This window comes from Stenotrophomonas sp. HITSZ_GD (assembly GCF_029543105.1).
Taxonomy (GTDB): Bacteria; Pseudomonadota; Gammaproteobacteria; order Xanthomonadales; family Xanthomonadaceae; genus Stenotrophomonas_A.
On the sequence record NZ_JARQXB010000008.1, the window covers coordinates 19,622 to 32,263 of the forward strand.

Annotated in this window: 12 protein-coding genes; 11 read left to right on the forward strand and 1 reads right to left on the reverse strand. The window is 64.1% G+C overall.

Going from position 1 to position 12,642, the window contains the following annotated elements; all coding sequences use genetic code 11:
• Positions 1–26: 26 nt before the first annotated feature.
• Positions 27–1,160: a PilT/PilU family type 4a pilus ATPase gene (locus P6166_RS09695; RefSeq protein ID WP_277764263.1), complete on the reverse strand. Its 1,134-nt coding sequence runs from the start codon at positions 1,158–1,160 to the stop codon at positions 27–29.
• Between the two features lie 97 nt (positions 1,161–1,257).
• Between P6166_RS09695 and P6166_RS09700 the strand changes: the two genes are divergently transcribed.
• From P6166_RS09700 to gmd, 11 genes are all read left to right on the forward strand, one after another.
• Entirely contained in the window at positions 1,258–1,638 is a 381-nt protein-coding gene (locus tag P6166_RS09700; protein ID WP_277764264.1) for a DUF4398 domain-containing protein, read from the forward strand.
• The gene (locus P6166_RS09705) at positions 1,638–2,525 is read left to right on the forward strand and encodes a hypothetical protein (protein ID WP_277764265.1); all 888 of its coding nucleotides are present in this window, start codon (positions 1,638–1,640) and stop codon (positions 2,523–2,525) included. Before P6166_RS09700 ends, P6166_RS09705 begins: the two co-directional genes overlap by 1 nt.
• Before the next feature lie 335 nt (positions 2,526–2,860).
• Positions 2,861–3,079, forward strand: a complete 219-nt coding sequence (locus P6166_RS09710; protein WP_057646317.1) for a YdcH family protein — start codon at positions 2,861–2,863, stop codon at positions 3,077–3,079.
• A 183-nt stretch (positions 3,080–3,262) separates the two neighbouring features.
• A complete protein-coding gene (locus tag P6166_RS09715) occupies positions 3,263–4,633 on the forward strand; it encodes a pyridoxal-phosphate dependent enzyme (RefSeq protein ID WP_277764266.1) in 1,371 nt (456 codons plus the stop codon).
• Positions 4,634–4,713: 80 nt separating this feature from the next.
• Positions 4,714–5,910, forward strand: coding sequence for a cystathionine gamma-synthase (locus tag P6166_RS09720; protein WP_277764267.1), 1,197 nt, complete (start codon positions 4,714–4,716; stop codon positions 5,908–5,910).
• A 19-nt stretch (positions 5,911–5,929) separates the two neighbouring features.
• On the forward strand, positions 5,930–7,261 hold the full coding sequence (locus P6166_RS09725) for a glycosyltransferase (protein WP_277764268.1): 1,332 nt from the start codon (positions 5,930–5,932) through the stop codon (positions 7,259–7,261).
• A 7-nt stretch (positions 7,262–7,268) separates the two neighbouring features.
• Positions 7,269–8,054, forward strand: coding sequence for an ABC transporter permease (locus tag P6166_RS09730; protein WP_277764269.1), 786 nt, complete (start codon positions 7,269–7,271; stop codon positions 8,052–8,054).
• Complete coding sequence (locus P6166_RS09735) at positions 8,051–9,280, forward strand: ABC transporter ATP-binding protein (protein ID WP_277764270.1); 1,230 nt, start codon at positions 8,051–8,053, stop codon at positions 9,278–9,280. Before P6166_RS09730 ends, P6166_RS09735 begins: the two co-directional genes overlap by 4 nt.
• A 50-nt stretch (positions 9,281–9,330) precedes the next feature.
• Positions 9,331–10,752, forward strand: a complete 1,422-nt coding sequence (locus tag P6166_RS09740) for a class I SAM-dependent methyltransferase (RefSeq protein ID WP_277764271.1) — start codon at positions 9,331–9,333, stop codon at positions 10,750–10,752.
• Entirely contained in the window at positions 10,749–11,660 is a 912-nt protein-coding gene (locus P6166_RS09745; RefSeq protein WP_277764272.1) for a GDP-mannose 4,6-dehydratase, read from the forward strand. Before P6166_RS09740 ends, P6166_RS09745 begins: the two co-directional genes overlap by 4 nt.
• Complete coding sequence (gene gmd / locus P6166_RS09750) at positions 11,653–12,630, forward strand: GDP-mannose 4,6-dehydratase (RefSeq protein ID WP_277764273.1); 978 nt, start codon at positions 11,653–11,655, stop codon at positions 12,628–12,630. Before P6166_RS09745 ends, gmd begins: the two co-directional genes overlap by 8 nt.
• Positions 12,631–12,642: the final 12 nt, after the last annotated feature.

The following is a 12,642-nucleotide window of genomic DNA, read 5'->3' on the forward strand; positions in this document are numbered from 1 at the left end:
GTTGCCGGCGCCGTGCTGGGTTCCTGTCAGGTGAAGCCGTGGCTGATCCTGGGGGAGGACGCCGCCTCGTAATCCGCGTAGGGATCGTGTTCGCCCGAGGCGCCCTCGGACAGGCGGAACTTCAGCGCCAGGCCGTCGCGCGAATCGGCGGCGCGCAGCGCCTCCTCCTGCTCGATCGTGCCGTTCTTGGCCATGCGGAACAGGCACTGGTCGAAGGTCTCCATGCCTTCCTCCAGCGACTCTTCCATCGCCTGCTTGATCTCGTGGACCTGGCCGCGGCGCAGCAGGTCGCGGATCATCGGCGTGTTGAGCAGCACCTCGGTCGCCGGCAGGCGGCGGCCGTCGGCGCCCTTCACCAGGCGCTGGGAGATCACCGCGCGCAGGTTCAGCGCCAGGTTCATCAGCACGTTCTTGTGCGCGCTTTCCGGGAAGAAGTTCAGGATGCGCTCGATGGTCTGGTCGGCGTTGTTGGAGTGCAGCGTCGCCAGGCAAAGGTGGCCGGTCTCGGCGAAGGCGATCGCCGCTTCCATCGTTTCGGCGTCCAGGATCTCGCCGATCAGGATCACGTCCGGCGCCTCGCGCATCGCGTTCTTCAGCGCGTTGTGGAAGGCGTGGGTATCCAGGCCGACCTCGCGCTGGTTCACGATCGACATCTTGTGCTTGTGCAGGTACTCGATCGGGTCCTCGATGGTGAGGATGTGCCCGGTCGTGGTGCTGTTGCGGTGGTCGATCATCGAGGCCAGCGAGGTCGACTTGCCCGAGCCGGTCGAGCCCACCACCAGCACCAGGCCGCGCGGCGTCATGATGACGTCCTTGAGCACCTGCGGCAGGTTGAGCTCCTCGATGCTCGGGATCTTGCTGCGGATGGCGCGGATCACCATGCCCACCTCGCCGCGCTGCTTGAACACGTTGACGCGGAAGCGCCCGGCGTCGGGCAGGGCGATGGCCATGTTCAACTCCAGGTCGCGCTCGAACTGCGGGACCTGCCCCTCATCCATCAGGGAATAGGCGATCTTCTTGACCATGCCGGGCGGCAGGCCGGTGTTGCCGAGTGGATAGAGCTTCCCCTCGATCTTGATGTAGACCGGCGCCCCGGTGGTCAAAAACATGTCCGAGGCGTTTTTTTCGGTCATCAGCTTAAGGAAATAGCCGATATCCATGCGCAATGCTTCCCCAACGATCGGCGGCGTCCCGTTGCAAGCGCGCCGCAGGCTTCCGACAATGGCCGCGCTACGATCCCAACGCAACGGCACCCCAATGACGGCTAGCTTCGCACAAATACGTCGATCGCTGTATGTGATCGCCTTTGCATTCGCGCCTCTTTCCCCGGCCCTGGCCCAGGTGGCACCGGAACTGTCCGAGGCCGAGCAGGCGGTGCAGCGGGCGACCCAGGCCGACGCGGACCAGTACGCCCCGGACCTGATCAGCCTGGCGCGCCAGGAGCTGATGCAAGCCCAGCAGGCCGCCCTGGACCGCGGCCAGCGCAAGCAGTTGCCGGCCCTGGCCAAGCGCGCGGCGGTCGACGCCGACCTGGCCCGCGCCCGCAGCGAGGAGGCCGTGGCCACCGCGCAGCTGGCACAGCGCAAGGCCGAGGTGTCGCAGTTGCAGAACACCCTGGGCACCGGGGAGGGGCGTTGATGAAACTGCGCAACCGAACCTTCGTGCTGGCGCTGTTGCTCGCCGTCACCGGCACCGCCTTGGCCAAGGAAGACCTGCCGCAGGTGGTGGCGCTGCGCCAGCGCCTGGCCGCGCTGCAGGCCGACCCGCAGTCGGCGGACATCGCCCGCTACGAGCGCCTGCAGGCCGAACAGGCCATCAGTGCGGTGGCCGAGGCCAAGCGCAAGGAGCAGGACCAGGCCCTCTACATCGCCGACCGCCGGGTGGAGATTGCCGAGATCAGCGTGCGCACCACCCAGGCCCGGCGCGAGCTGGAGCGGCTGGACGGCACCCGCAACGAGCTGCTGATCGAGGCCAGCCGGCGCGACGCGGCCCGGGCCCGCCAGGAAGCTGAGCAGCTGCGCGTGCAGGCGCAGATTCAGGCCGAGGAGAGCGACCGCCTGCGCCAGGCCGCAGAGCAGGAGACCCTGGCGCGCCAGGACGCCGAGGCCGCCCTGACCAGCGTGGCCGGCAAGCAGACCGCGCGGCTCAACGCTGCCCAGCAGAAGGCCGCCCAACTGGCCCGCGAGGAGGCCGAGCTGATGGCCGGCAGCAAGCTGCCGGCCTCCCGTTTCGAGGCCCGCGGCGAGGTCTTCACGCTGGCCGGCGATGCCTACGGCGGCAAGGCGGACCTGTCCGCCGGCGCGCAGGGCCAGGCCAAGGCCCTGGCGGAGTACCTCAACATCGGCAAGAAGGGGCGGGTGTCGATCATCGCCTACGGGGCCGATGCCGCCTCGGCCAAGCAGCGCGGTGAGGCCCTGCGCCAGGCGCTGGTGGCGGCTGGCGTGAGCGCCAACCGCTTCCAGGTGAGCGCCGGCAAGGGGGCGCCGACCAAGGCCCGCGCGGCCGAGGTGGTGGTCGCGCCCTGAGGCGTATCTGATTGTTTATGAACGAAATTCAGGGCCGCCGCGAGCGGCCCTGATTTTTTCCGTAATGAATGCGCCGGCCCCTTCCGAAACTGTGCGCGCGGCTATTGCCGGGGGCGGGGGACAGGCGTAGGGTCGAATACCCAGGTGGCATGTCGTCGCCTGGATCCGTGGAGGACGATCCGGTGGAACAGCGGCCCGAACCGAGCGTTGGCGTCCCGAAGCCCCAGGGCTCGGTCGTTACCGCCGATCGCGCCGGCTCGCCGTCCGATTCAGCGCCCCGTGCCGGGTCCGGCCGGGGCGTTCTTGTTTTTACGGAAACCGTAGGAGGCCAAGCCATGTTCGAAGGGCAACCGCAGAGCCAAATCGATGCACTGATGAAGGCGGATCCCGAATTCAAGCAGCTCTATCAGCGACACAAGCTGCTGGACAAGAAATGCATGGATGCCGAACTCGGCGTTTTGCCGATCGACGATATGACCCTCGGCCAAATGAAGCGCGAAAAGCTGCTCGCCAAGGAAAAACTCACCCGGATCTATGACCGGATGACGCACTGACCCTCTCCCCGTAACCGGAACCGCTCACCGTCGCGGGCGGTGGCAGCCCTCCTCGTCGGGCTCGCCACCGTCCGCGTCGCCTTTTCTGGCCCCGGGCGACGCAATCTGAACGCCCCACTAAGCATTTCGACGGCCTTCCGTCGATAATGCACGGTCAGCCCACGGGCATAACCAGAAGAAGCGATGGCCATCCACTCCTCGGTCCTGGAACTGATCGGCGAGACCCCGATCGTCAAGGCGCAGCGCCTGGACACCGGCGTCTGCGAGCTCTACCTCAAGCTGGAGAGCGCCAACCCCGGCGGTTCGATCAAGGACCGCATCGGCCTGTCGATGATCGAGGCGGCCGAGAAGCGCGGCGAGCTCAAGCCCGGCGCCACCCTGGTGGAAGGCACCGCCGGCAACACCGGCCTGGGCCTGGCCCTGGTCGCCCAGCAGAAGGGCTACCGCTTGATCCTGGTGGTGCCGGACAAGATGAGCCGGGAAAAGATCTTCAACCTCAAGGCAATGGGCGCCGAAGTGCGGCTGACGCGCTCGGACGTCGCCAAGGGCCACCCCGAGTATTACCAGGACCTGGCGGCGAAGATCGCCGCCGACACCCCGGGCGCGTATTTCATCAACCAGTTCGGCAACCCGGATAACCCGGCCGCGCACGAGTTCGGCACCGGACCGGAGATCCTGCGGCAGATGGACGGCCAGCTGGACGCAGTGGTCTTCGGCTGCGGCAGCTCGGGCACGATGACGGGCCTGTCGCGCGCCTTCGCCCAGCATTCGCCGCAGACCGAGTTGGTGCTGGCCGACCCGGTCGGCTCGATCCTGGCCGAATACATCAACGAGGGCCGGCTCAACGACAAGTCGGGAAGCTGGCTGGTGGAGGGCATCGGCGAGGACTTCCTGCCGTCGATCTCCGATTTCAGCCGGGTCAAGAAGGCGTACGCCATCACCGACGCGGAGAGCTTCCACACCGCCCGCGAACTGCTGGCCAAGGAGGGCGTGCTGGGCGGTTCCTCCACCGGCACGCTGCTGGCGGCGGCGCTGAAGTACTGCAAGGAGCAGACCACGCCGAAGAAGGTGCTGGTGCTGGTGTGCGACACGGGCAACAAGTACCTGTCCAAGATGTACAACGACTACTGGATGCTGGACAACGGCTTCCTGGAGCGTCCGCAGCACGGCGACCTGCGCGACCTGATCCTGCGCCCCTATAGCCAGCGCGACACCGTGGTAGTGGGCCCGCGCGACCTGCTGACCACCGCCTACCAGCGGATGAAGCTGTACGACGTCTCGCAGCTGCCGGTGATCGACGAGGGCGAACTGGTCGGCATCGTCGACGAGAGCGACGTGCTGCTGCATGTCTATGGCGACGAGGCGCGGTTCCGCGACCCGGTGGCCACGGCGATGGTCAGCAAGCTCGACCGGCTGGACGTGAAGTCCCCGATCGAGGCCCTGCTGCCGGTGTTCGACCGCGGGCAGGTGGCCATCGTGATGGACGGCAAACAGTTCCTGGGGCTGATCACGCGGATCGATTTGTTGAATTATTTGCGGCGGCGAGTGCAGTAATGTGATTGGAATCACTAATTCGGCGTATGCGCCGGATTTGTAAAGCTTTTGCTAAACTCCCGCACCCTTTTGGAGTAGTCATGTCGGATCGCACCTCCCGCCAGCCCGATGCCCACGGCACGCTGGCTCTTGCAACCCTCGCCATCCATGGCGGCCAGGCGCCGGATCCGAGCACTGGCGCGGTGATGCCGCCGATCTACGCGACTTCGACCTATGCGCAGTCCAGCCCGGGCGAGCACCAGGGGTTTGAATACTCCCGTACGCACAATCCCACGCGCTTTGCTTATGAGCGCTGCGTGGCTGCACTGGAAGGCGGCACGCGCGGTTTCGCGTTCGCCTCGGGCATGGCGGCGACCTCCACGGTGATCGAGCTGCTGGACAGTGGCGACCACGTGGTGGCGATGGACGACCTGTACGGCGGCAGCTACCGCCTGTTCGAGCGCGTGCGCAAGCGCAGCGCGGGATTGGACTTCAGCTTCGTGGACCTGACCGACGTGACCGCGCTGGAAGCGGCGATCACGCCCAAGACGAAGATGGTGTGGATCGAGACGCCGACCAACCCGATGCTGAAGATCGTCGACATTGCCGCCGTGGCGGCAGTGGCGCGCAAGCACGGGCTGATCGTGGTGGTGGACAACACCTTTGCCTCGCCGATGTTGCAGCGGCCGTTGGCGCTGGGCGCGGACATCGTGGTGCATTCGGCCACTAAGTATCTCAATGGCCATTCGGACATGGTGGGTGGCATGGCGGTCGTCGGCGACAACGATGACCTGGCCGAGCGCATGGCGTTCCTGCAGAACTCCATCGGTGGAGTGCAGGGTCCGTTCGACAGCTTCCTGGCGCTGCGCGGGCTCAAGACACTGCCGCTGCGCATGCGCGCGCATTGTGATAACGCGATGGCCCTGGCGCAGTGGCTGGAACAGCATCCGGCGGTGGAAAAGGTGATTTACCCGGGCTTGCCTTCGCATCCGCAGCACGCATTGGCGAAGCGGCAGATGTCCGGATTCGGCGGCATCGTCTCGATCGTCCTGAAGGGCGGGTTCGAGGCCGCCAAGCGGCTGTGCGAGCGCACCGAGCTGTTCACGCTGGCCGAATCGCTGGGCGGCGTGGAAAGCCTGGTGAACCATCCGGCGGTGATGACGCATGCGTCGATCCCGGTGGAGCGCCGCGCGCAGCTGGGTATCAGCGATTCGCTGGTGCGGTTAAGTGTGGGCGTGGAGGCGGTGGAGGACCTTCAAGCGGATCTGGATCGGGCGCTGCGCAGAGCAGGGCTTTGAAGGCGCCTCACGACAGGCCATGAATCAGCCCCAACACCATGGGCGAACGACTTCCGGCTGGAGCGTTCTGTCCCTCCTTCCTGGCGCATTGCGCCGGTGGCTTTCCCGTTGGCGCTCGCAGCGCTTCAGCCGGAGATTCCGCTTTCAGCAGACGGACGCCTGGAACATGGCGGTACCGGGGCGGTCCTGGCAGGCCAGTGCCGAGCCTTCCGGGCCGGGCCTGAACCTATTTGGCTACCTGCGCGGAGAATTCGGTCTCGCGGAAGCCGCCCGCGCTTATGCGCGGGCAGCACTACAAGGTGGAATTCCTGTCTCGCTGAAAGACGTGGACATCGCCACACCGCATTCCAACCGCGACGAGCGTGCCCTGACGCATCTTGCCTCAGCGCCCTTGCCGCACCTGGTGGATGCGGTATTCGTCAATCCCGACAACTTTTCCCAAGCCATTGCGGAGCCGGTTGAGCGCCTGCATGAGCACGCCTATCGGGTTGGCTTCTGGTTCTGGGAATTGCCGCAGATGCCGCCGGCGTGGAGCCAGACGCTCGCGCAGGTCGATGAGGTATGGGTCGCCAGCCAATATGTGGCCGATGCGTTCCGAGGGCGGACGAACCGGCCGGTGATCCGAATCCCCTATCCGCTCTATTCTCCGCAGGCCAGTGCGCTGGCGCGTGCGGATTTCGGGTTGCCGCAGACGGCCTTCGTGTTCCTGGTGAGCTTCGATTTCAATTCATCGATCGAACGAAAGAACCCCGGTGGTGCCATCCTGGCATTTCGCGAGGCCTTCCCGCCAGAAAGGGACGACGTGCGGATGTTGGTGAAGTCGAGCCACGGCCACCGCAATGCTGCGGGGCTGGCATCGCTCCTCGCGCTGGCGGGAGGGGATGCTCGTATTCTCATCCGCGACGACGTGCTGCCCGCGCCTCATTTGCATGCGCTGCAGGCTTGCTGTGATGCCTACGTCTCCTTGCATCGTGCCGAGGGGCTCGGGCTCGGCATGGCCGAGTGCATGAGCATGGGCAAGCCGGTGGTCGCCACCGGGTGGTCCGGAAACCTCGAATTTATGTCGCGCGAGACCAGCATGCTGGTGGACTACCGCCTCGTCCCCGTGCCTGATGCCGAGTATCCGTTTGCGGAAGGCCAGCATTGGGCCGAACCGGACTTGGCACATGCTGCCCGTCTGATGCGCCGCCTGGCCGATGACCATGCCACTGCATCGGCATTGGGGGCTGCGGCAGCGCGGCATGTGGCCGACGTACTGTCGCCCGGGCTTGCGGCGGCCGCCATGGCCGAACGCTTGCAATACATCATGAGCGAAAACCGGGACGGCAAGTCGTCCCCGCAGGAGCAATAGCGTGAGAATGCTGCAGTCGATCTGGGCATATCGGTATTTCATCTTCACCTCGATCAAGAACGAGCTGAAAGCGCGGTTCTTGCGCAGCAAGCTCGGCGCCGTCTGGATGATCATCCACCCGCTCATGCAGGTACTGATCTATGCGGTGATATTGTCCGAGGTCCTCTCGGCGAAGCTCCAGGGCGTCACCAGCAAGTATGGCTACGCGCTGTACCTGCTGGCGGGGATGCTGTTTTGGACGTTGTTCTCGGAGACGGTCGGCAAATGTGTCACGTTGTTCGTCGACAACGGAAACCTGATGCGCAAGATTGCCTTCCCGCGGATATGCCTGCCGATCATCGCCGCGGGCACGGCGCTGGTGAACAATCTGTTGCTAGCGGCGGCGATTTTCGGCGTGTTCGCAGTGCTTGGCCATTTTCCCGGCGCTCAAGTCGTGTGGCTTCCCATGTTGATGCTCCTGACCCTGCTACTCGCGATGAGTGTGGGCATCTTCCTGGGTGTTCTGAACGTCTTCATGCGTGACATCGGGCAGATCGTGCCAGTGGTGTTGAATGCGTTGTTCTGGCTGACGCCTATCGTCTACAGCCTCAACGCGTTGCCCGAACGGTTTCAGCGCTGGTTCGGGCTCAATCCGCTGTATTCGCTGGTGACCAGTTATCAGTCGGTACTGGTGTACGGCAATCCACCGCTCTGGGCCGACCTGGGTCGGTTGCTGCTGGCGGCCTTGGTGATGTCGGTGATGGCGATGATCGTGTTCCGCCGCTCCAGCGCCGAAATGGTGGACGCACTATGACCACGCGACTGGTAGTCAGGGGAGTAGGAAAGCGCTTCGTCCGCTGGCGCAGCGAACTGCTGCGTGTGCTGGCATGGTTCGGCATTCCCTTTAAGCCCACAGAAGAGCACTGGGTGTTGCGGGATATCAATTTCTCCGTGCGGTCGGGCGAGAGCGTGGGTATCGTCGGCCAGAACGGAGCGGGCAAGAGCACACTCCTGAAGCTCATTACCGGTACCTCGCGTCCGACGGTCGGCAGCATCTCGCAGGTGGGCAGCGTCTCGGCCATTCTCGAGCTTGGGATGGGCTTTAATCCTGACCTAACCGGTCGCCAGAACGTGTTCCATGCCGCAGGCTTGATGGGTCATTCCCAGCAGGCTATCGCCGAGGTCATGGACGACATCGAAGCGTTCGCCGAGATTGGCGACTACTTCGATGCGCCCGTGCGTACGTACTCCAGCGGCATGCAGATGCGCGTGGCTTTCAGTGTCGCTACCGCGTTCCAACCGGATCTGCTGATCGTCGACGAAGCACTCTCGGTAGGCGATGCATACTTCGTGCATAAGTGTTTCGACCGTATCCGTGCGTATCGTGAGGCTGGTACCAGTCTGCTGTTCGTGTCGCACGACCCGGGCGCGGTGCAGGCGCTGTGTGATCGCGCCATCCTGATCGATGGCGGCAGGGTGGTCCTGGATTCGGATCCCAAGCAGGTCATCGATTACTACAACGCGTTGATTGCCAGGAAAGAGAAGGGCGAAATCGCGGTGGAAGAGGGAGCCGACCGCCAATCGAAGGTGGAGTCCGGCACCCAGGAAGCGGTCATCGACGAGATCCACCTGCTCGATGCCGATGGACGGCCCACCGAGTACATCGAAGCGGGCAGGCCGGTTACGCTTCGGGCTAGGGCGAGCATTCGTGCGCCCCTCGAGCGGCTGGTTTTCGGCTATATGTTGCGCGACCGCCTCGGACAGGTGATCTTCGGCACCAACACCTACCATACCGAGCAGGTACTGGAGGGCCTTGACGCAGGGCAGGTCGTGGTCTTCGACGCCAAATTCCTGGCTAATCTGGGACCCGGCACCTACTCGGTGTCGGTTGCCCTGACCGATGCACAGGACCACCTGGGCAGGAACTACCAGTGGAAGGACACCGCGCTGGTGTTCTCCGTGGCCAATGTGGATCATCCGTATTTCATTGGGTGCAATTGGATGGCCCCGACGATCACCGCGTCGGCTACCTCGCACTGATCGCGTCTCGGCGCTGATCCCGTTATCCGTCTTGTCAGGAGTTTTTCCAAATGTCCGATGAAGGTCTACTCTCAGCTTCCGAGGTCATGCGCCGCGTCCGGTTCCGGCTTGGCGTCGATTCCGGCGCGCGCCCGGCGGGCGAGCCGGGCCGTCAACTGCAGCAGGTCGAGCCGAACTCGCTCATCCTGGCTGAGCGACCTTCGCTGAATTTCGAGCAGAAGCGGGAATATGTCCTAGGCGACCTGGTGCGCTTCGACGACGTCGAGTTCATCGACCATGCGTATCGCGCCTTGCTACTGCGCGAGCCCGACGAGCATGCGCGTTCCTACCTGCGCGACCTTCGCCAGGGCAAGATGAGCAAGGTGGAGATCCTGGGCGAAATCCGTTTCTCGGCCGAAGGCATGGCGCGTTCCGTGCACGTGGACGGCCTGCTCATCCCGTACAAGTTGCGCCGCCTGCGCAAGGTGCCGGTCGTGGGCAATGGCCTGGCCTGGCTACTGGGGTCGCTTCGCCAGGCGACGCTGATGGATCGCATGGATTCACACGTGGGCGCATTGGGCGGCTCCGTCTTTTTCCTGCGCAGAGACCTTTCCAAGCTAGCGCGCGAACAGGGTGCGCAGATCGCATCCTTGGAGCGTGCGATGGACGCCCACGCCAGCGTCTCGGACGTGGAGGTGATGCGCGAGTCCATTCGCGAACTTGCTGGCGAAATCGCCGCGCAGCGTGCCTCCATCGAGCGCAAGGAGCGGTCCAAGCCGCGTGCTTCGGCAGTGGCGGCGAGCCTGGATCAGCTTTATTCGGATTTCGAGGCGCAGTTCCGCGGATCGAAAGAGGAGATCGCCGCTCGTCTGCGCCCTTATCTCAAGTTTGTGTCCGACGTGGGCGCAGGCGGATCAAACGCGCCGGTCCTCGATATCGGTTGCGGCCGCGGCGAATGGCTTCAGCTGCTGCGCGAGGAAGGATACAAGGCATCGGGCGTGGACATGAACGCCATCTTCGTCACTGACTGCCGCCAGGCCGGCCTGACGGTGCAGCTCATGGATGGGCTGGAGAAACTCCGTTCGCTTCCCGACGCGAGCCTGGGCATGGTGAGCATGTTCCACGTGGTCGAGCACCTGCCGTTCGACCTGATGATCGAGTTCTTCGACGAAGTGCTGCGCGTCCTGGTGCCGGGCGGTGGTTTCCTGGTGGAAACGCCCAATCCGGAAAATGCACTGGTCGCGCAGTGGTCCTTCTACATGGATCCTACGCACCGCAATCCGCTGCCGCCCGAGATGCTGCGCTGGATGGTGCAGTCGCGTGGTTTCTCGCAGTCCGATATCCATCGTCTTTTCGATGCGCGACCGACGCTGCCGATCGAGGAGGTAGCAGAGGAGATTCCCGGCTCCGGCACGATCAACGCTCTGGTGGCGCCGTGGCGTGCTGCCTTCGATTACGCTGTCATGGCGCGCAAGCCGGTCGTCGCACATTGAAGAGTTCGCTGCTAGTCACCGGACTCGGCGGCTTTGTCGGCAGTCATGTCGCCGACGCCGTCGCTGCCGGCGTTTTTGGTGACACCGAGTTGCTGCGAATGCCCGAAGGGCTGGATCTGCGCGACCCGATCGCGACTGTCCAGGCACTGGGTGGCCGGGTGCCTGACAAGGTCTTGCACCTGGCAGGCCAGAGCTTTGTGCCGCGCGCGATCGAGGCGCCCGCAGAGACCTATGCCGTTAATGTGCTGGGTACCATCAACCTGGTGCAGGCGTTGACGAAGCAGGGGTTCAAGGGGCGCTTGTTGTACGTGAGCTCCGGTGATGTCTACGGTCGCGTAGACGAGCACACCCTGCCGGTACGGCCGGATACCCCTGTCAGCCCCATGAACCCGTATGCCGCGAGCAAGATTGCCGCCGAGGACTACTGCCAGCAGGAATGGCGGCGTGCCGGTCTGCAGGCAATGATCGCCAGGCCGTTCAACCACATCGGGCCACGCCAGGATTCGCGCTTCGTGGTGGCATCCTTCGCACAACAACTCGTACAGATCTCCCGCGGCGAACGCGAGCCTGTGCTGCACGTAGGGGACATCGACACCACGCGAGACTTCACCGACGTGCGGGACGTGGTACGTGCCTACGCCGCACTGCTGGAAGCCGGGCAGCCAGGGCAACGCTATGTGGTGGCATCGGGCGTGGAGCGATCGCCCCGGCAGCTGCTGCAACAGATGATGGCGATCATGAGGCTCGAGGTCCGGATTGAGCAGGACCCGACCCGCATGCGCGCGACGGAACAACGGCGAATGGTGGCCGACGCTAGTGACACGACGCGCGCGTGTGGCTGGCGGCCGCAGATCTCCATCGACACCACCCTTGAAGACATTTTGAGAACGGTAAGTACCCATGACTAGTGCTAAGAGTGCGTTGATCACCGGTGTGACGGGCCAGGACGGCGCCTATCTCGCCAAGCTTCTGCTGGAGAAAGGGTATGCCGTCAGCGGGCTGCTCGCACGTCGGAGTACTGACACGTTGTGGCGCCTTCGCGAGTTGGGAATCGCCGATGACGTTCAATTGGTGGATGGTGACGTAGCCGACCTGGCTTCGTTGATCCGCGCGATCCGTCACTCGAAAGCAGATGAGATTTACAACTTGGCTGCGCAGAGCTTCGTGGGAACGTCTTGGCAGCAGCCGGTGCTCACCGCACAGGTGGATGGCGTGGGCGTGATCAACATCCTGGAAGCGGTGCGGCTGGCAAGCCCGGAGTCGCGCTTCTACCAGGCGTCCACGAGCGAGATGTTTGGCTTGATCCAGGCTGAGAAGCAGGACGAGAAGACCCCTTTCTACCCCCGCAGCCCGTATGGCGTAGCCAAGCTGATGGGGCACTGGGCGACGGTGAACTACCGGGAAAGCTTCGGCATGCATGCTTCCAGCGGGATCCTGTTCAACCACGAGTCGCCGCTGCGAGGCATCGAATTTGTCACCCGCAAGGTCACCGACGGCGTTGCTCGCATCAAGCTGGGCAAGGTCAAGAAGCTTGCGCTTGGGAATATCGATGCAAAGCGCGACTGGGGTTTCGCCGGCGACTACGTCAAGGCAATGTGGCTGATGCTGCAGCAGCCGGAGGGCGATGACTACGTGATCGCCACGGGTGTCACGACCACTGTGCGAGACATGTGCGAGTTGGCCTTCGGCCATGTGGGCCTGGACTACCGCGACCATGTCGAAGTCGATCCGCGCTACATGCGCCCTGCCGAGGTGGATGTGCTGCTCGGCAATGCGGCCAAGGCTAATAACAAGCTTGGCTGGTACCCGGAGACATCGTTGAAGGAATTGATCTCCATGATGGTGGAGGCTGACCTGCGACGCGTTTCAAAGGAATAAGCATGGACGTGC

Excerpts from the sequence above, each read along its gene's own strand:
- P6166_RS09735 (WP_277764270.1), top strand. The coding sequence starts at position 8,051 with ATGACCACGCGACTGGTAGTCAGGGGAGTAGGAAAGCGCTTCGTCCGC.
- P6166_RS09705 (WP_277764265.1), top strand. The coding sequence starts at position 1,638 with ATGAAACTGCGCAACCGAACCTTCGTGCTGGCGCTGTTGCTCGCCGTC.
- P6166_RS09720 (WP_277764267.1), top strand. The coding sequence starts at position 4,714 with ATGTCGGATCGCACCTCCCGCCAGCCCGATGCCCACGGCACGCTGGCT.
- P6166_RS09710 (WP_057646317.1), top strand. The coding sequence starts at position 2,861 with ATGTTCGAAGGGCAACCGCAGAGCCAAATCGATGCACTGATGAAGGCG.
- P6166_RS09725 (WP_277764268.1), top strand. The coding sequence starts at position 5,930 with ATGAATCAGCCCCAACACCATGGGCGAACGACTTCCGGCTGGAGCGTT.
- P6166_RS09730 (WP_277764269.1), top strand. The coding sequence starts at position 7,269 with ATGCTGCAGTCGATCTGGGCATATCGGTATTTCATCTTCACCTCGATC.
- P6166_RS09715 (WP_277764266.1), top strand. The coding sequence starts at position 3,263 with ATGGCCATCCACTCCTCGGTCCTGGAACTGATCGGCGAGACCCCGATC.
- P6166_RS09695 (WP_277764263.1), bottom strand. The coding sequence starts at position 1,160 with ATGGATATCGGCTATTTCCTTAAGCTGATGACCGAAAAAAACGCCTCG.
- P6166_RS09700 (WP_277764264.1), top strand. The coding sequence starts at position 1,258 with ATGACGGCTAGCTTCGCACAAATACGTCGATCGCTGTATGTGATCGCC.
- P6166_RS09740 (WP_277764271.1), top strand. The coding sequence starts at position 9,331 with ATGTCCGATGAAGGTCTACTCTCAGCTTCCGAGGTCATGCGCCGCGTC.
- gmd (WP_277764273.1), top strand. The coding sequence starts at position 11,653 with ATGACTAGTGCTAAGAGTGCGTTGATCACCGGTGTGACGGGCCAGGAC.